At 54.5% G+C, this 17,090-nt stretch carries 15 protein-coding genes; 7 read left to right on the top strand and 8 right to left on the bottom strand.

What is annotated here, in order from left to right; genetic code table 11:
* Positions 1–13 precede the first annotated feature (13 nt).
* From atpB to asnC, 6 genes are all read right to left on the bottom strand, one after another.
* On the bottom strand, positions 14–829 hold the full coding sequence (atpB, locus tag L384_RS15430; protein ID WP_003862373.1) for a F0F1 ATP synthase subunit A: 816 nt from the start codon (positions 827–829) through the stop codon (positions 14–16).
* 8 nt (positions 830–837) lie between these two features.
* Entirely contained in the window at positions 838–1,218 is a 381-nt protein-coding gene (atpI, locus tag L384_RS15435; protein WP_003862375.1) for a F0F1 ATP synthase subunit I, read from the bottom strand.
* Positions 1,219–1,834: 616 nt separating this feature from the next.
* Positions 1,835–2,458 carry a 16S rRNA (guanine(527)-N(7))-methyltransferase RsmG gene (rsmG, locus tag L384_RS15440; protein ID WP_003862377.1) on the bottom strand — a complete coding sequence of 208 codons (624 nt, stop codon included), beginning with the start codon at positions 2,456–2,458 and terminating at the stop codon, positions 1,835–1,837.
* 107 nt (positions 2,459–2,565) lie between these two features.
* Complete coding sequence (gene mnmG / locus L384_RS15445; protein ID WP_023323906.1) at positions 2,566–4,455, bottom strand: tRNA uridine-5-carboxymethylaminomethyl(34) synthesis enzyme MnmG; 1,890 nt, start codon at positions 4,453–4,455, stop codon at positions 2,566–2,568.
* Between the two features lie 374 nt (positions 4,456–4,829).
* Positions 4,830–5,279 (bottom strand): FMN-binding protein MioC, encoded by a 450-nt coding sequence (mioC, locus tag L384_RS15450; RefSeq protein ID WP_003862381.1) that lies wholly within the window; start codon positions 5,277–5,279, stop codon positions 4,830–4,832.
* Positions 5,280–5,369: 90 nt separating this feature from the next.
* Positions 5,370–5,828: a transcriptional regulator AsnC gene (gene asnC, locus L384_RS15455; protein ID WP_003862383.1), complete on the bottom strand. Its 459-nt coding sequence runs from the start codon at positions 5,826–5,828 to the stop codon at positions 5,370–5,372.
* 151 nt (positions 5,829–5,979) lie between these two features.
* Between asnC and asnA the strand changes: the two genes are divergently transcribed.
* On the top strand, positions 5,980–6,972 hold the full coding sequence (gene asnA / locus L384_RS15460; RefSeq protein WP_003862385.1) for an aspartate--ammonia ligase: 993 nt from the start codon (positions 5,980–5,982) through the stop codon (positions 6,970–6,972).
* On the opposite strand, the gene viaA is transcribed toward asnA, so the two are convergent.
* Positions 6,973–8,424, bottom strand: a complete 1,452-nt coding sequence (gene viaA, locus L384_RS15465) for an ATPase RavA stimulator ViaA (RefSeq protein ID WP_023323905.1) — start codon at positions 8,422–8,424, stop codon at positions 6,973–6,975. It abuts the gene before it with no gap.
* A complete protein-coding gene (ravA, locus tag L384_RS15470) occupies positions 8,418–9,914 on the bottom strand; it encodes an ATPase RavA (protein WP_003862389.1) in 1,497 nt (498 codons plus the stop codon). Before ravA ends, viaA begins: the two co-directional genes overlap by 7 nt.
* Positions 9,915–10,136: 222 nt before the next feature.
* On the opposite strand from ravA, the gene kup reads away from it, so the two are divergent.
* The 6 genes from kup to rbsK all read left to right on the top strand — a co-directional run bounded on the left by kup (position 10,137) and on the right by rbsK (position 17,090).
* Complete coding sequence (kup, locus tag L384_RS15475) at positions 10,137–12,005, top strand: low affinity potassium transporter Kup (protein WP_003862390.1); 1,869 nt, start codon at positions 10,137–10,139, stop codon at positions 12,003–12,005.
* 226 nt (positions 12,006–12,231) lie between these two features.
* The gene (gene rbsD, locus L384_RS15480; protein WP_003862392.1) at positions 12,232–12,651 is read left to right on the top strand and encodes a D-ribose pyranase; all 420 of its coding nucleotides are present in this window, start codon (positions 12,232–12,234) and stop codon (positions 12,649–12,651) included.
* A gap of 7 nt (positions 12,652–12,658) precedes the next feature.
* A complete protein-coding gene (rbsA, locus tag L384_RS15485; RefSeq protein ID WP_003862393.1) occupies positions 12,659–14,164 on the top strand; it encodes a ribose ABC transporter ATP-binding protein RbsA in 1,506 nt (501 codons plus the stop codon).
* A 4-nt stretch (positions 14,165–14,168) separates the two neighbouring features.
* Positions 14,169–15,134: a ribose ABC transporter permease gene (gene rbsC, locus L384_RS15490; protein WP_003862395.1), complete on the top strand. Its 966-nt coding sequence runs from the start codon at positions 14,169–14,171 to the stop codon at positions 15,132–15,134.
* A gap of 27 nt (positions 15,135–15,161) precedes the next feature.
* On the top strand, positions 15,162–16,052 hold the full coding sequence (rbsB, locus tag L384_RS15495; protein WP_003862397.1) for a ribose ABC transporter substrate-binding protein RbsB: 891 nt from the start codon (positions 15,162–15,164) through the stop codon (positions 16,050–16,052).
* A gap of 108 nt (positions 16,053–16,160) precedes the next feature.
* Positions 16,161–17,090, top strand: coding sequence for a ribokinase (gene rbsK, locus L384_RS15500; protein WP_003862399.1), 930 nt, complete (start codon positions 16,161–16,163; stop codon positions 17,088–17,090).

Here is a 17,090-nt window from a genome sequence, read left to right as displayed (position 1 = left end):
TGTTGGTAAAAAATCAGTGCTCTTCAGACGCCATCGACAGATAGACGATCGTCAGAACCATGAAGATAAAGGCTTGCAGCGTAATGATCAGGATGTGGAAAATGGCCCATGGCACATTCAGAATCCACTGTGACCACCACGGCAGAAGACCCGCGATCAGAATGAAAATCAGCTCACCCGCATACATGTTGCCGAACAGTCGCAGACCCAGTGAAACAGGTTTGGACAGCAGGCTAACGCCTTCCAGGATCAGGTTGACCGGAATAAACGCCCAGTGGTTGAACGGCTGCAAGGTAAGCTCTTTCACAAAGCCGCTTACGCCTTTCATTTTGATGCTGTAGAACAGAATGAGGATAAATACGCCCAGCGCCATCGACAGGGTGATGTTCACGTCGGCAGACGGAACCACGCGCAGTGCAGGCAGGCCGAGTACGTGCTCACCGATCCAAGGTAAGAAATCGATAGGCAGGAGGTCCATCAGGTTCATCAGGAAGACCCAAACGAACACGGTCAGGGCCAGCGGAGCAATCAGTTTGCTCTTACCATGGTACATGTCTTTCACGCTGCCATGGACGAAGCCGATGATCATCTCGATGAACGTCTGGAATTTCCCTGGAACACCGCTGGTCGCCTTTTTAGCAACGCTACGGAACATGGCCAGGAACAGAAGACCCAAAACCACCGAGAAGAACATGGAGTCGATGTTGATCGTCCAGAAGGTGGCCGGGGGGTTATGTGGATCCACCAGCGAGAATGTACGCAGGTCCAGCTGAAGGTTATTCAGATGGTGACCTATGTAATCCTGCGGCGTCATATTTTCTGAAGCCATGATGCCTTTTACCCTTTGTTATTGATTACAGCTGGAGCCAGAACTTGTACCACCAGCACCAAAACCCACGTTGCTATCAGCGGCATGAATACCACTTTCAAAACCGCCAGCGCCATCACCAGTAGAGCAAAGGTCAGCAACACCTTACACACTTCGCCGAGAGCGAAGGACCAGGCCACGCGGCCTTTGGCAGGTGTATGCGCCTGATGACGCCAGGCAAAAATCATAAACAACACGTTTGGCAGAACCACCGCCAAACCTCCGCACGCGGCGGAGATGCCCCAGAAGGGGTCTTTGAGGCTAAACAGCAGTCCACTTGCTATCACAGCCAGAAACTGAATGAACAGAAGCTTACGAGCAACGTTTCTACTCAAGAGCGACACAGACATCACGTTTTTACTCCTGCTCCCTTCGAGGTATGCCGCGTGTCGTATAAAACGTCCTTTAAGGCTCAGAGTCAAGCATCAAAAAGCGGTCAAATTATACGGTGCGTACCCGTGATTTCAAACATTAAGTAGCGAAAAGGTGAATAAATGTTTAAATATTTTTCCCCAGTCCTATTTTTCAACTTTTGACCCAAGCGTTGACCTTCAGGCAAAACTGCAAACAGCGCGGAAACGTTGGTGATAAAGCGTGCACGAGATCACAAAATACACATTTGCGATAAAATGGTATTTATCAAAGACGTAAAACGATTAATTTCATCTGCATGAAATTAAAGCAAAAAAACCGCAACTATTTTTAAAACAGAGCCGTATACAACAAAAACCTTTTATTGACATTCTTAATAAATATTTAACATTCCATTCTTGTTGCTTTTACCCACTTTTAGCAGACTGATAATTTCATGGTTGACTATCCTCTGAGTGAACGAATCACGTCAGGTTAACCATAAGAAAATCCATGGTAACAACAAGGTTAAATTAACGACGACCAAATCAGACTGAATGTGCTGCTTTTTAACACGATCAGAACAGCACAAATTCCACATTTTTTATTAATTTTTTAAAAAGTGTTTGGCTTAATTATCACCAGATGACGCTCACCTTCGAGCTGAGGGATCTGGAGTTTCTCAATGGATTCGACAACAAAACCGTCCGGAAGCTGCTCGATTTCGTCCCCCGGAAGTTGCCCTTTCAGCGCATAAAAACGCCCCTTCTCCGCTGGCAGGTGTTTGCACCAGCTCACCATGTCATTGAGTGAGGCAAACGCGCGGCTGATAACACCGTCAAACGGTGGCTCTGCCGGGAACTCCTCTACCCTGCTCTGTACGGGCGTAATGTTTTCCAGCTTCAGCTCATGCTGAACCTGGCGTAAAAAGCGTACGCGCTTGCCCAGGCTGTCCAGCAGCGTGAAATGACTCTCCGGTCGAACAATAGACAACGGAACGCCCGGCAAGCCCGGACCGGTGCCCACATCGATAAAACGTTCACCGTTCAGATACGGCGCCACGACGATGCTATCGAGAATATGGCGAATCAGCATCTCGTTGGGATCGCGTACGGAGGTGAGGTTGTACGCTTTATTCCATTTGTTCAGCATATCGACATAGGCCACCAGCTGATTTTTCTGGTGATCGGTGAGCGAAATACCTGCCTGTTCCAGCAGACGAGAGAGTTTATTGAGCACGGTGGATACCTGTTGAGAAACTTAAGTGGCGGGTGGCGCTTCGCTAACCCGCCCTACGGGTTCAGTAGGCCCGGTAAGCGCAGCGCCACCGGGCTATTTACAGAGCATTACGCGCTACGGCGCAGCATGCCCTGCTTTTTCAGCCACACCAGCAGAATCGAAATCGCGGCAGGTGTGACGCCAGAGATACGTGAGGCCTGGCCAATCGATACAGGTTTGTGATCGTTCAGCTTAGCGATCACTTCGTTGGAAAGGCCCGTCACCTGACGGTAGTCCAGCATTTCCGGCAGCAGCGTGTTTTCGTTGCGCTGCTGTTTTTCGATCTCATCCTGCTGACGCGCGATGTAGCCTTCGTACTTCACCTGAATTTCGACCTGCTCGGCCGCTTCAGCGTCTTCAAGGCCCGGTGCGAACGCCGTCAGTTTGACCAGATTCTCGTAGGTGACTTCAGGACGGCGCAGCAGATCTTCCCCACTGGCTTCGCGCGACAGCGGTGCTGTTAAGTGAGCATTCACTTCAGCAGCAGTTTCCGCCTGCGGATTCACCCAGGTGGTTTTCAGGCGCTGACGTTCCTGTTCAATGCGTTCCAGCTTCTCGTTGAAGCGCGCCCAGCGCTCGTCATTCACCAGACCCAGCTCGCGGCCCACCTCGGTCAGACGCAGATCGGCATTGTCTTCGCGCAGCATCAGGCGATATTCCGCACGAGAAGTAAACATGCGGTACGGTTCTTTGGTCCCCAGCGTGCAGAGATCGTCGACCAGAACGCCCAGGTAAGCCTGAGAACGCGCCGGTGCCCAGCCCTCTTTCTCGGCAGAGAAGCGAGCGGCGTTCAGACCGGCCAGCAGCCCTTGCGCGGCAGCTTCTTCGTACCCGGTGGTGCCGTTAATCTGGCCTGCGAAGAACAGACCCTGGATGAATTTGCTTTCCAGCGTCGGCTTCAGGTCACGCGGATCGAAGAAATCGTACTCAATAGCGTAGCCAGGACGAACGATCTTCGCGTTTTCCATGCCCTGCATTGAACGCACAATCTGCATCTGCACGTCGAACGGCAGGCTGGTGGAGATGCCGTTCGGGTAAATTTCGTTAGATGTCAGCCCTTCCGGTTCGAGGAAGATCTGGTGCTGATTACGATCGGCAAAGCGCATCACTTTGTCTTCGATAGACGGGCAATAACGCGGGCCGATCCCTTCGATCACACCAGCATACATTGGGCTGCGATCGAGATTATTGCGGATCACGTCATGGGTTTTTTCATTGGTGTGCGTGATGTAGCACGGCACCTGCTGCGGATGTTGCCCCGCATTGCCCATGAACGAGAACACCGGCATCGGGTTATCGCCGTGCTGCTGTGCCAGCACGCTGAAATCAATGGTGCGCGCATCAATACGCGGCGGCGTGCCGGTTTTCAGGCGGCTTACGCGCAGCGGCAGCTCACGCAGACGACGAGATAACGGAATTGACGGCGGATCGCCAGCACGACCACCGCTGTAATTGTCCAGACCAATATGGATTTTACCGTCCAGGAATGTCCCGACCGTCAGCACCACCGCTTTTGCGCGGAATTTGAGACCCATTTGGGTCACGGCGCCAACAACACGATCGTTCTCCACGATAAGATCTTCTACCGCCTGCTGGAAGATCATCAGGTTCGGTTGGTTTTCCAGCGCGGTGCGCACAGCCTGACGGTAAAGCACACGGTCTGCCTGTGCACGGGTGGCGCGAACAGCCGGACCTTTACTCGCGTTTAGTATCCTAAACTGAATACCCGCATGATCGATCGCTTTCGCCATCAGGCCGCCAAGTGCATCCACTTCTTTTACCAGGTGTCCTTTCCCAATGCCGCCAATCGCCGGATTACAGGACATTTGTCCCAGCGTGTCGATATTGTGTGTCAAAAGCAGGGTCTGCTGACCCATTCGCGCTGCGGCCATTGCGGCCTCAGTGCCTGCGTGACCCCCGCCAATGATGATGACGTCAAAAGGATCCTGATAAAACATGGTGGTCTGCCTCGCGTAAAGCGGTATGAAAATGGATTGAAGCCCGGGCCGTGGATTCTACTCAACTTTAGTCTTTCGAGAAAGCATTGGGATCCTGGGCTATTAAAAAGAAGATCTTTTTATTTAGAGATCTGTTCTATTGTGATCTCTTATTAGGATCGCAGACCTTTGTGGATAAGTCCGATCCCATAAATAAGATCATGCAGTTAGGAAGGATCGTTTGCTGTGAATGATCGGTGATCCTGGACCGTATAAGCTGGGATCAGATCGCCACTTTATACACAGGTCAAAAACTAAACCAACGTTGTTATTTGGATAACTACGGCTTAATACGAGCTTTTAACCAGAGTTATCCACATCTGTTCGCACGATCTTTAATCGTTTTTGAGTAAATTTTTCCATTCCGCGAGCCAGATCTCGGCTGGATCTTCGGGAATATCATGATCGAGGATGTTGATCTTCAGCGTTTCACCCAGCTGTTTTGCTCCGCAGGCGGTCACCGCAGCTTCTACTTTCTCTATGGCGCCACAGAAAGTGTCATATTCACGGCTGCCGATCCCCACAGCGCCAAACCGGACGTTTGACAGATCGGGCTGTTGTTCCAGCAGTTCGTCATATAAAGGTTGCAGGTTATCTGGCAGATCGCCCGCGCCGTGCGTGGAGGTGATCAGCAGCCAGACCCCGTCAGTCGGGAGATCTTCCAGCAGCGGTCCGTGCAGCGTTTGTGTAGAAAAGCCCGCGTCTTCCAGCTTCTCAGCCAGATGTTCCGCTACATATTCCGCACCGCCCAGGGTGCTGCCGCTGATAAGAGTAATGTCCGCCATTGATCGCTCGCTCAGATAAAGAGGCGGCCATTGTACGCTGTGAACGAGCTGGGATCTACCTGTGGAAAATGTGGGAATGAAATTGCCCGATCACGGGCGGATAGTACGCATGATCGGGTTTTGCAGGGAGATCAGGGTTTCAGTGGACTGAATTTCATCGATTGTTTGGATCTTGTTGATAAGTACCTGCTGGAGGGCGTCAATGGATCGGCACATGACCTTTATAAAGATGCTGTAGTGCCCGGTGGTGTAGTACGCTTCAGTGACTTCATCCAGCGCGTTCAGTTTCTCCAGCGCGGAGGGGTAATCTTTGGCGCTTTTCAGAATAATGCCAATGAAGCAGCAGACGTCGTAGCCGAGTTGCTTCGGGCTGACATCAATGCGTGCGCCGGTGATGATCCCGGCCTGCTTCATTTTCTCTACGCGAACGTGAATGGTCCCCGGGCTGACGCCAAATTGTTTCGCCAGTTCGGCATACGCGGTGCGTGCGTTGGCCATGAGCGCTTCCAGAATGCCGCGGTCCAGATTGTCGATCTGATAATTTTCCATAGGTTTTTCTTATGAAGATTAATGATTCCTTCTATTCTAGCGTCTTATTTTAACGAATCAAAAGTGAAGGAGGCTTTTTGTTGATGGGTTATTGAATTAAGCGCCTGTTCTGTTGCTTAATCAGTATCAACAGGACGCAGGAGTATAAATAATGAAAACCGCTTACATCGCAAAACAACGCCAGATCAGTTTCGTTAAATCCCATTTTTCTCGCCAGCTGGAAGAGAAGCTTGGCCTTATTGAAGTTCAGGCGCCGATTCTGAGCCGCGTGGGTGACGGGACGCAGGATAACTTGTCTGGTTGCGAAAAAGCGGTACAGGTAAAAGTGAAAACACTGCCAGACGCTCAGTTCGAAGTGGTTCATTCCCTGGCGAAGTGGAAGCGTCAAACCCTGGGACAACACGACTTCAGCGCGGGCGAAGGGCTTTACACGCATATGAAAGCCCTTCGCCCCGATGAAGACCGCCTCTCCCCCATTCACTCTGTCTACGTTGACCAGTGGGACTGGGAGCGCGTAATGGGTGACGGCGAGCGCCACGTTGGCACGCTGAAGTCTACCGTTGAGGCGATCTACGCCGGGATCAAAGCGACCGAAGCGGCCGTAAGCAAAGAGTTTGGTCTGGCACCGTTCCTGCCGGAAACGATCCACTTTGTTCACAGTCAGGAGTTGCTGAGCCGTTTCCCGGATCTGGATGCCAAAGGCCGTGAACGCGCGATTGCCAAAGAGCTTGGCGCGGTATTCCTGATCGGCATTGGCGGAAAATTGTCTGATGGTAAACGTCACGACGTCCGTGCGCCGGATTACGATGACTGGAGCACAGTGGGCGAAAGCGAATATGCTGGTCTGAACGGCGATATTCTGGTCTGGAACCCGGTTCTGGAAGATGCGTTTGAACTCTCTTCAATGGGGATCCGCGTGGATGCTGAAGCACTGAAGCGTCAGCTGGCCGTGACCGGTGATGAGGATCGTCTGCAACTGGAATGGCACCAGGCGCTGCTGCGCGGTGAAATGCCGCAGACCATCGGCGGTGGTATTGGCCAGTCTCGTCTGACCATGCTGCTGTTGCAACTGTCCCATATCGGTCAGGTGCAGTGTGGGGTCTGGCCGCAGCAGGTACGTGAGAGCGTCGGTTCTCTTCTTTAATTAACGTCGCCAGCGTCTGAGCAGGCGGCTACGCAACCCGGTATCAAAGCGCCAGATATGATCGAAGATGCGCATGATGCCGGGTTTTCCATGTGCAGACATCGCCACGGCATGGAAACGGTGCTGGTGCACGCGCTGCATCTCCTTCACTTTATTCACGACGTCGTCCGGCAGCCGCTGGGCAATAAAATCGGAAATCACCACCGCATCCGCGTCGTACCAGTCACCGCCCTGCATGCGCTCAATGATACTGCGAAAACAGCTGGCCAGATCGGTGCCGCCGCGAAAGCGCTGGCTTAAAAAGCGGATCGCCTGCTCCAGCCCCTGCGGGCTGGTCAGTTCATACCCCACCACTTCGCTGGAAAAGAGCATGATGTAGCAGCGACGACGATCGGCGAGCGCCACGCGCATCAGGGCCAGGCAGAACGCTTTTGCGCACTGTTCATTAAAGCCCCCCATCGATCCGGACGTATCGACGCAAACAATGAATGGGCCGCGCGGTTGCTCATCAAAATCCTGGTGCACCACCGGACGCTGGCTGATCTTCTCGCGCCAGGCTTCGCCATGCAGTCGATAGGTAATGAGCTGTTTTTCCACCAGCCGACGATAAAACTCATACTCCAGTTCGGTCATTCCCAGCGTGCTGAGTTCCGTTGGCAGCAGGCGCAGGATGTCATCGCTTTGCTGTAGCCCGTCCACCTGCTCCGGTACGGTGGAGGGCTCGCGTACCAGCGTTCGGAAGGTCTCCATCGGCGCATCTTTCTTTGGGACCGACCGGGCCTCCCGGGAGCGGCCGAGCTGTTCTGCGAGCTTCATCAGCTCCGGCTGTTGCGCCAGAAAGTCGCCGTACTTCACGATCAGCTGATAATCGCCCCGCTTTAACTGGCCGGCACTCATATCCCAGAGTCGACCAGCGGCGTTTTCATTCTCCACCAGCACCTGTTCTAACTGGCCGCTCAGGGTCATTCGCTCCTGGACCTCACTGAGCAACTGTTCGCGCTCTTCGTCCAGCAACTGCTGATTGAGGGCCGTGGCCTGGACCACAAGGCTCAGTCGCCAGCGCTGTAAAAACAGCGTATGCAGGGCGGAAGTGAAGCTGGGGTTGTCCGTGACCAGCGCTCTGGCCTGGCTGGCAAACGGGGAGTGAACGTTATCAAGCAGCGTCAGAGTTTGCTGTAGCTGGGCAATAAACTGCGGCGTTGAAAGCCGCTGGCACTGCTGGTAACCAGCCACTTCCTCTGTCAGTTCCGGCGGGACTTCCGTCTCCTTAAACCGCTGGCGCAGGTTATCGCGCCAGCGGGGAAGATCGTCCGTCATTGCTTTTCGAAGCTTCGGGAATTTTTCAAAGAAGGCCGCCAGCTGCGGTGAAGCGAGCAGGGTAATGACGACCTCTTCGATCAACCCTTCCTCGCTAACCGCCAGCATGACGTTAAGCGTGTCCAGCGTTAGCATTGACGAGCCTGTTTGATCTGCGCGCTGACATCCTGCAAGCTGGCTTCAATGCGACCTAACCAGTCGCTATGGATAAAGAGGCATTTCTGCTGCTCGCTGAAGCGGGTGTGCTGCTGATGCCATTCGTTATCCAGCGCGTCGAGCTGCTGTTTGATCTCCTCCGGCACAGTGTCGGAGGCCGTGCCCGGCAGCGCCAGGCGCGATCCCTGAAGGCTGACGTCGCGGATCACAAGGTGCTGGCTGCTGTCGACTTCCATCGACAACGGCTGTGCAAAGCCGATACCGTTGAGTTTACCGCGGATCTCACCGCCCTTATCCAGCCACTGAACCAGCGCAACGCGTTCGATAGTCACATGCACAACCTGCATATCATGAAGCTTCAGCGGCTGCTGAAGAAGAAGCGTGAGCGAGGCGTCAGTCAGCCCGGCTGGCAGTTCGTAGTGCGGTTTACGGGCAAACATCCCGCCAAGACGGTTCACCTTCAGCGCGGTTTTGTCACTTTGCTGCTGCTGGAGCTGAAGGCGACGTTGAGCAATCGCCCCCAGTTGATTAAGCATGGATTGCTGACCCCACGCGTGTCCGGTCATCAAAACGTCCAGCTGCTGCTGCATCAGATTCATCCCTTCTGCGTCATGCCACAGGCAGTCTTTCAGCAGGATCAGATCGATGGGAGCGACAGCATCGCGGCCGCTAAACAGCGCGCTTGCCTGGAGCAGACGAATGGCTTTTTTCCAGCGACGATCGGAGACGTACGGCGCGGAGGGCAGTAAATCAAGCTGCTGGCGCAGCATGAAGATCAGCTCAAAAACGGGATCAGGCAGTTTTATCTTGCCGATCTCCTCCTGCCACTGGTGGTATTCCTCGTCCGTGACCTGCAATGACGCTGCCACCGGATTTTCGTTTTCATCCTGCTGGCTTACCAGCATAGAACGGAAGTTTGATTTATCCTGGACTTTATCCAGCCACAGGCGGATCAACATACGGTCATACAGCGCTTCCAGGCTGCTGTCGGCTTCGGGCAGTTCGTTTGACGCGGCCACCAGCAGGCGCATGGGGATCTTCTCTTCGCTGGCGCCGTTGCGGAATCGGCGTTCGTTAATTGCCGTCAGCAGGGTATTCAGAATGGCCGGGCCGGCTTTCCAGATCTCATCAAGAAAGACGATTTCCGCTTCCGGGAGATAGCCCGCCGTCAGACGTTCATAGCGTCCCTCATCTTTTAGCGCCTGAATGGAGAGTGGGCCGAAAACTTCTTCCGGCGTGGAGAAGCGCGTCATCAAATACTCGAATGCGCGCGCGTTCTGGAAAGCGAATTTGAGGCGGCGTGCGATCAGACTTTTGGCAATGCCCGGCGGCCCCAGCAGAAACACGCTTTCCCCGCTCAGCGCCGCCAATAAACAGAGACGAATGGCGTGGCTACGCTCGTAAAGGCCTTTTTCCAGCGCACTGCTAAGGCGGGAAATTCTTTCTGCTAATAAATGTGAGTGAGCCATAATAGTTTTGCATCCTTTCGCCGTCGTGGCGGCTAATTGAAGCGAGTATAGACGTTTCGGTCTGGCCTGGTAATAGGCTGAAGTGCGGCGCTATTTTCTTTGCGCTACATTAATGTGGCTGCATTTAGGGGTACGATTTTGCATTGAATCGTGCATACTGTGCGCTTTTTGTGGGCCAAGGGACTAAGCACACATTTGTTATTCAAACGAAAAGACTAGTCTATGAGCACTGATAATAAGCAATCATTACCCGCAGTAACGCTTGCGGCGATCGGGGTTGTCTACGGTGATATCGGCACCAGCCCGCTTTATACGCTTCGTGAATGTCTGTCCGGTCAGTTTGGTTTTGGTGTAGAGCGTGACGCCGTATTTGGTTTCCTCTCGCTCATCTTCTGGCTGCTGATCCTGGTGGTCTCCCTTAAGTATCTCTCTTTCGTTATGCGGGCTGATAACGCGGGCGAGGGCGGTATTCTGACCCTGATGTCCCTTGCCGGGCGCAATACGTCTGCAAGAATGACCTCCGTGCTGGTCATCATTGGCCTGATTGGCGGCAGCTTCTTCTATGGAGAAGTCGTGATTACGCCGGCGATTTCGGTAATGTCGGCCATAGAGGGGCTGGAGATTGTCGCGCCACAGCTTGATACGTGGGTGGTGCCACTCGCTATTATCGTGCTGACGTTACTGTTTGCTATACAAAAACACGGTACCGGGCTGGTGGGTAAGCTGTTCGCGCCTATTATGCTGGCCTGGTTCCTGATCCTGGCGGCGCTGGGCTTACGCAGTATTATCGCCAACCCGGATGTCCTGCACGCGCTGAACCCATTGTGGGCGGTGCATTTCTTCCTGGAATATAAAGTGGTGTCGTTTGTGGCGCTGGGCGCGGTGGTACTTTCCATTACCGGTGTTGAAGCGCTGTATGCGGATATGGGCCACTTCGGGAAACTCCCTATTCGCGTCGCATGGTTTAGCGTGGTCTTGCCTTCACTGGTGCTGAATTACTTCGGTCAGGGCGCGCTGCTGCTTGCACACCCTGAAGCGATTAAAAACCCGTTCTTCCTGCTGGCGCCGGACTGGGCGCTGGTTCCGATGCTGATCCTGGCGACGCTGGCGACGGTCATTGCCTCTCAGGCTGTCATTTCCGGCGTATTCTCCCTGACGCGTCAGGCCGTGCGGTTGGGTTATCTCTCCCCAATGCGCATTATCCATACCTCAGAGATGGAGTCTGGCCAGATCTACATTCCGTTCGTCAACTGGCTGCTCTACTTCGCGGTGGTGATTGTCATCGTCAGCTTTGAGCACTCCAGTAATCTGGCGGCGGCGTACGGTATCGCGGTAACCGGAACGATGGTGTTGACCTCTATTCTCTCCACCACCGTGGCGTACCGTAACTGGCACTGGAATAAGTTCCTCGTGGGGCTGATCCTGGTTGGCTTCCTCTGTATCGACGTGCCGCTGTTTTCTGCGAATCTCGACAAGATTGTCTCCGGTGGCTGGCTGCCGCTGACGCTGGGTCTGGTGATGTTTATTGTGATGACGACGTGGAAGAGCGAACGTTTCCGCCTGCTGCGTCGTATGCATGAGCACGGTAACTCTCTGGAGGCCATGATCGCCTCGCTGGAGAAATCCCCACCGGTGCGCGTGCCGGGCACGGCGGTGTATATGTCTCGCGCGCTGAACGTAATCCCGTTTGCGCTGATGCATAACCTCAAGCACAACAAAGTGCTGCACGAGCGCGTGATCCTGCTGACGCTGCGTACTGAAGATGCGCCGTACGTTCACAACGTGCGTCGCGTACAGATTGAACAGCTGTCGCCAACCTTCTGGCGCGTGGTGGCAAGCTACGGCTGGCGCGAAACGCCGAACGTGGAAGAGGTGTTCCACCGCTGCGGTCTGGAAGGCCTGAGTTGCCGCATGATGGAGACGTCGTTCTTTATGTCCCACGAGTCGCTGATCATCGGCAAGCGCCCATGGTATTTGCGCCTGCGCGGCAAGCTGTATCTCATTCTGCAACGTAACGCCCTGCGTGCGCCTGACCAGTTTGAGATCCCGCCTAATCGTGTGATTGAGCTGGGCACGCAGGTCGAGATTTAAGACTCCGTGTGGGCTTGATGCCCTCACCCCGACCCTCTCCCACAGGGAGAGGGCGCAACCATAAAAAACGGTAACCTGACGGTTACCGTTTTGCATTTACCTCCTCTGCATTTCACTTAGCGAAACGTTTCGACGTTGATCACAAATCCGTTACGTCATGATGGTTTTCTGAACACTTCTGCGGCTACACTGTTTTTAGCGAAACGTTTCGCTAGTGGAGCAAAAAATGAAGAAAGGCACAGTACTCAACTCAGAAATCTCATCGGTGATTTCCCGTCTTGGGCATACCGATACGCTGGTGGTTTGCGATGCAGGCTTACCGGTTCCGCGCAGCACAACCCGTATCGATATGGCGTTAACGCAGGGCGTGCCCTCGTTCATGCAGGTACTGGAAGTGGTCACCGCGGAGATGCAGGTTGAGGCGGCCATTCTCGCGGCGGAAATCAAACAACATAATCCGCAACTCCACGAAACGTTGCTCAGCCACATTGAGCAACTGCAACAGCACCAGGGAAACACCATAGAAATTCGTTACACAACGCACGAGCAGTTCAAACAACAAACCGCAGACAGTCAGGCGGTGATTCGCAGCGGGGAGTGTTCCCCGTATGCAAATATCATTCTCTGTGCTGGCGTCACCTTCTGAGGCCATCATGGACGCATTACTGCAACTCAAAGGGATCGATAAATCGTTCCCGGGCGTAAAAGCCCTCTCCGGCGCGGCGCTGAACGTCTATTCCGGGCGCGTCATGGCGCTGGTGGGCGAAAACGGCGCCGGCAAATCCACCATGATGAAAGTGCTGACCGGTATCTACCAACGCGATGCCGGTTCGCTGCTGTGGCTGGGTAAAGAGACCACCTTCAACGGCCCGAAATCCTCTCAGGAAGCGGGCATCGGCATCATCCACCAGGAGCTGAACCTGATCCCGCAGCTCACCATTGCGGAGAACATCTTCCTCGGCCGTGAGTTCGTGAACCGGTTTGGCAAAATCGACTGGAAAACCATGTATGCCGAAGCGGACAAACTGCTGGCGAAGCTGAATCTGCGCTTTAAGAGCGACCGACTGGTGGGCGACCTTTCCATCGGCGATCAGCAGATGGTGGAAATCGCGAAGGTGCTGAGCTTCGAGTCGAAGGTCATCATTATGGATGAACCGACCGACGCCCTGACCGATACCGAAACCGAATCCTTGTTCCGCGTGATCCGTGAGCTGAAATCCCAGGGCCGCGGCATTGTCTATATCTCACACCGCATGAAAGAGATCTTCGAAATCTGCGACGACGTCACCGTCTTTCGCGACGGGCAGTTTATTGCCGAGCGCGAAGTAGCAACCCTGACCGAAGATTCGCTGATCGAAATGATGGTGGGACGTAAGCTCGAAGATCAGTATCCACATCTGGAAAAAGCGCCGGGTGAGATCCGCCTGAAGGTGGATAACCTCTGCGGACCGGGCGTGAATGACGTCTCCTTTACCCTGCGCAAGGGCGAGATCCTTGGCGTCGCGGGCCTGATGGGGGCGGGGCGTACTGAACTGATGAAAGTGCTCTATGGCGCACTGCCGCGCACCAGCGGCTACGTTACCCTTGACGGCCATGAAGTGGTCACCCGCTCGCCGCAGGACGGGCTGGCGAATGGCATCGTCTATATCTCTGAAGACCGTAAGCGCGACGGCTTAGTGCTGGGCATGTCGGTAAAAGAGAACATGTCTCTGACTGCGCTAGGCTATTTCAGCCGCAGCGGCGGCAGCCTGAAACACAAAGATGAGCAGCAGGCGGTCAGCGATTTTATCCGTCTCTTTAACGTTAAAACCCCATCGATGGAGCAGGCGATTGGCCTGTTGTCCGGCGGTAATCAGCAGAAAGTGGCGATTGCCCGCGGGTTGATGACGCGCCCGAAAGTACTGATCCTCGATGAGCCCACCCGCGGCGTGGACGTGGGCGCGAAAAAAGAGATCTATCAGCTGATTAACCAGTTCAAGGCCGACGGTCTGAGCATCATTCTGGTCTCTTCCGAGATGCCAGAAGTATTAGGCATGAGCGATCGCATTATCGTCATGCATGAAGGGCATCTCGGTGGTGAATTCACTCGCGAGCAGGCCACCCAGGAAGTTCTGATGGCTGCCGCTGTGGGCAAGCTTAATCGCGTGAATCAGGAGTAAGAAGATGACTACCCAGGCTGTTTCTGGTCGCCGCTATTTCACAAAGGCATGGCTGATGGAACAAAAATCGCTGATTGCCCTGCTGGTGCTGATCGCGATTGTCTCGACCATGAGCCCGAACTTTTTTACCGTCAATAACCTGTTCAACATTCTTCAGCAGACCTCTGTCAACGCCATTATGGCGGTGGGGATGACGCTGGTGATTTTGACCTCGGGTATCGATCTGTCCGTCGGTTCCCTGCTGGCCCTCACCGGCGCGATCGCCGCGTCGATTGTCGGTATTGAGGTCAACGCGCTGGTGGCCGTTGCCGCTGCGCTGGCGGCAGGTGCGGCAATTGGCGCCGTAACCGGCGTAATTGTGGCGAAAGGTCGCGTTCAGGCGTTCATCGCCACGCTGGTGATGATGCTGCTGCTGCGCGGTGTGACCATGGTGTACACCAACGGCAGCCCGATTAATACCGGCTTTACCGATAACGCCGATCTGTTTGGCTGGTTCGGTATCGGTCGCCCGCTGGGTGTCCCGACCCCGGTCTGGATCATGGCTATCGTTTTCCTGGCGGCGTGGTACATGCTGCACCATACCCGTCTGGGTCGTTATATCTATGCGCTGGGCGGTAACGAAGCGGCAACGCGCCTGTCCGGTATCAGCGTTAATAAAGTCAAAATTATCGTTTACTCCCTGTGCGGCCTGCTGGCGTCTCTGGCGGGCATCATCGAAGTGGCGCGCCTCTCTTCCGCACAGCCAACGGCGGGTACGGGCTATGAGCTGGATGCCATCGCGGCAGTGGTTCTGGGCGGTACGAGCCTTGCGGGCGGTAAAGGTCGCATTGTTGGGACATTGATCGGCGCACTGATCCTCGGTTTCCTGAATAATGGTTTGAATTTGTTAGGTGTTTCCTCCTATTACCAGATGATCGTTAAGGCAGTGGTGATTTTGCTGGCGGTACTGGTAGACAACAAAAAACAGTAACTGACGACACTACAGGACATCTTAGATATGAACATGAAAAAACTGGCTACCCTGGTTTCTGCTGTCGCGCTGAGCGCAACCGTAAGTGCTAACGCCATGGCGAAGGACACCATCGCGCTGGTTGTCTCTACCCTGAACAACCCGTTCTTCGTCTCCCTGAAGGATGGCGCGCAGAAAGAAGCAGATAAACTGGGCTACAACCTGGTGGTGCTGGATTCTCAGAACAACCCGGCGAAAGAGCTGGCTAACGTTCAGGACTTAACCGTTCGTGGCACCAAAATCCTGCTGATCAACCCAACCGATTCCGACGCGGTCGGTAATGCCGTGAAGATGGCAAACCAGGCGAAGATCCCGGTAATCACCCTTGACCGTCAGGCAACGAAAGGGGATGTGGTCAGCCACATTGCGTCTGATAACGTACTGGGCGGAAAAATCGCCGGCGACTACATCGCGAAGAAAGCCGGTGAAGGCGCGAAAGTGATTGAGTTGCAGGGTATCGCCGGGACTTCCGCGGCCCGTGAACGTGGTGAGGGTTTCCAGCAGGCTGTAGCGGCGCACAAATTCAACGTGCTGGCGAGCCAGCCGGCAGACTTCGACCGTACAAAGGGTCTGAACGTCATGCAGAACCTGCTGACCGCGCATCCTGATGTGCAGGCGGTATTCGCACAGAACGACGAAATGGCGCTCGGTGCGCTGCGTGCGCTCCAGACTGCGGGTAAATCAGATGTGATGGTTGTCGGATTTGACGGCACGCCGGATGGTGAAAAAGCAGTAAATGATGGCAAACTGGCTGCGACCATCGCTCAGCTGCCTGAGCAGATTGGCGCGACAGGCGTGCAAACTGCCGATAAAGTGCTGAAGGGCGAAAAAGTTCAGGCCAAATATCCTGTTGACCTGAAACTGGTCATTAAGCAGTAAAGGCGATTCAGGCAGTCGCTGGCTGCCTGAGGGACACCAAATAAAAGAAAAGTGTGGCATACGCCACCGGGTAATACCGGTGGCGCTCTCAGATGGACACCTCAATACATGAAAACCGCAGGCAACCTCGTCGTCCTTGGCAGTATCAATGCCGATCACATTCTTAACCTTGAAACGTTCCCCACTCCGGGCGAAACCGTCACCGGCAATCAGTATCAGGTGGCGTTCGGCGGTAAGGGCGCAAACCAGGCGGTTGCCGCCGGACGCAGCGGGGCGAATATCGCGTTTATCGCCTGTACGGGTGATGACGATACCGGCGAGCGCGTACGCAAACAGCTCGCAAGCGACAACATCGACATCGCACCCGTCAGCGTGGTTGCAGGGGAATCTACCGGCGTGGCGCTGATTTTCGTCAATGCGGAAGGTGAGAATGTCATCGGTATTCATGCAGGGGCTAATGCCGCGTTAACGACTGAACGCGTCGAAGCGCAGCGTGGAATCATCGCCGGAGCGGAAGCCCTGCTGATGCAGCTGGAGTCACCGGTTGAAAGCGTGCTGGCCGCTGCGAAAATTGCGCATGAAAATCATACCTCTGTCGTACTTAACCCGGCACCTGCCCGTGTATTATCAGACGAGCTGCTGGCGCTGGTGGATATTATCACCCCGAACGAAACCGAAGCGGAAAAGCTGACGGGTATCCGTGTCGAAAATGATGACGATGCAGCGCGTGCCGCGCTTGCGCTGCATGATAAAGGCATCGGCACCGTGATCATCACCCTCGGCAGCCGTGGGGTGTGGGCTAGCGTCAATGGCGAAGGTCGTCGCGTGCCGGGCTTTAAGGTCAAAGCCATTGATACCATCGCCGCAGGAGACACCTTCAACGGTGCGCTGGTAACGGCGCTGCTGGAAGGAAAAGCAATGGATGACGCGATCCGCTTCGCGCATGCCGCCGCTGCGATCGCGGTGACGCGTAAAGGCGCTCAGCCTTCTGTTCCATGGCGTAAAGAGATTGATGAATTCTTAAGTCAGCAGGGGTAA

This window comes from Enterobacter sp. MGH 38, from assembly GCF_000492855.1.
Lineage (GTDB): Bacteria > Pseudomonadota > Gammaproteobacteria > Enterobacterales > Enterobacteriaceae > Enterobacter > Enterobacter hormaechei_C.
Note: the sequence above shows the minus strand (reverse complement) of the source record. Positions and strands in the feature narration are given on the sequence as shown.

Coding starts and splice junctions, on each gene's coding strand:
- atpB (WP_003862373.1), bottom strand. CDS start 829: ATGGCTTCAGAAAATATGACGCCGCAGGATTACATAGGTCACCATCTG.
- atpI (WP_003862375.1), bottom strand. CDS start 1,218: ATGTCTGTGTCGCTCTTGAGTAGAAACGTTGCTCGTAAGCTTCTGTTC.
- mnmG (WP_023323906.1), bottom strand. CDS start 4,455: ATGTTTTATCAGGATCCTTTTGACGTCATCATCATTGGCGGGGGTCAC.
- mioC (WP_003862381.1), bottom strand. CDS start 5,279: ATGGCGGACATTACTCTTATCAGCGGCAGCACCCTGGGCGGTGCGGAA.
- asnC (WP_003862383.1), bottom strand. CDS start 5,828: ATGGAAAATTATCAGATCGACAATCTGGACCGCGGCATTCTGGAAGCG.
- asnA (WP_003862385.1), top strand. CDS start 5,980: ATGAAAACCGCTTACATCGCAAAACAACGCCAGATCAGTTTCGTTAAA.
- viaA (WP_023323905.1), bottom strand. CDS start 8,424: ATGCTAACGCTGGACACGCTTAACGTCATGCTGGCGGTTAGCGAGGAA.
- ravA (WP_003862389.1), bottom strand. CDS start 9,914: ATGGCTCACTCACATTTATTAGCAGAAAGAATTTCCCGCCTTAGCAGT.
- kup (WP_003862390.1), top strand. CDS start 10,137: ATGAGCACTGATAATAAGCAATCATTACCCGCAGTAACGCTTGCGGCG.
- rbsD (WP_003862392.1), top strand. CDS start 12,232: ATGAAGAAAGGCACAGTACTCAACTCAGAAATCTCATCGGTGATTTCC.
- rbsA (WP_003862393.1), top strand. CDS start 12,659: ATGGACGCATTACTGCAACTCAAAGGGATCGATAAATCGTTCCCGGGC.
- rbsC (WP_003862395.1), top strand. CDS start 14,169: ATGACTACCCAGGCTGTTTCTGGTCGCCGCTATTTCACAAAGGCATGG.
- rbsB (WP_003862397.1), top strand. CDS start 15,162: ATGAACATGAAAAAACTGGCTACCCTGGTTTCTGCTGTCGCGCTGAGC.
- rbsK (WP_003862399.1), top strand. CDS start 16,161: ATGAAAACCGCAGGCAACCTCGTCGTCCTTGGCAGTATCAATGCCGAT.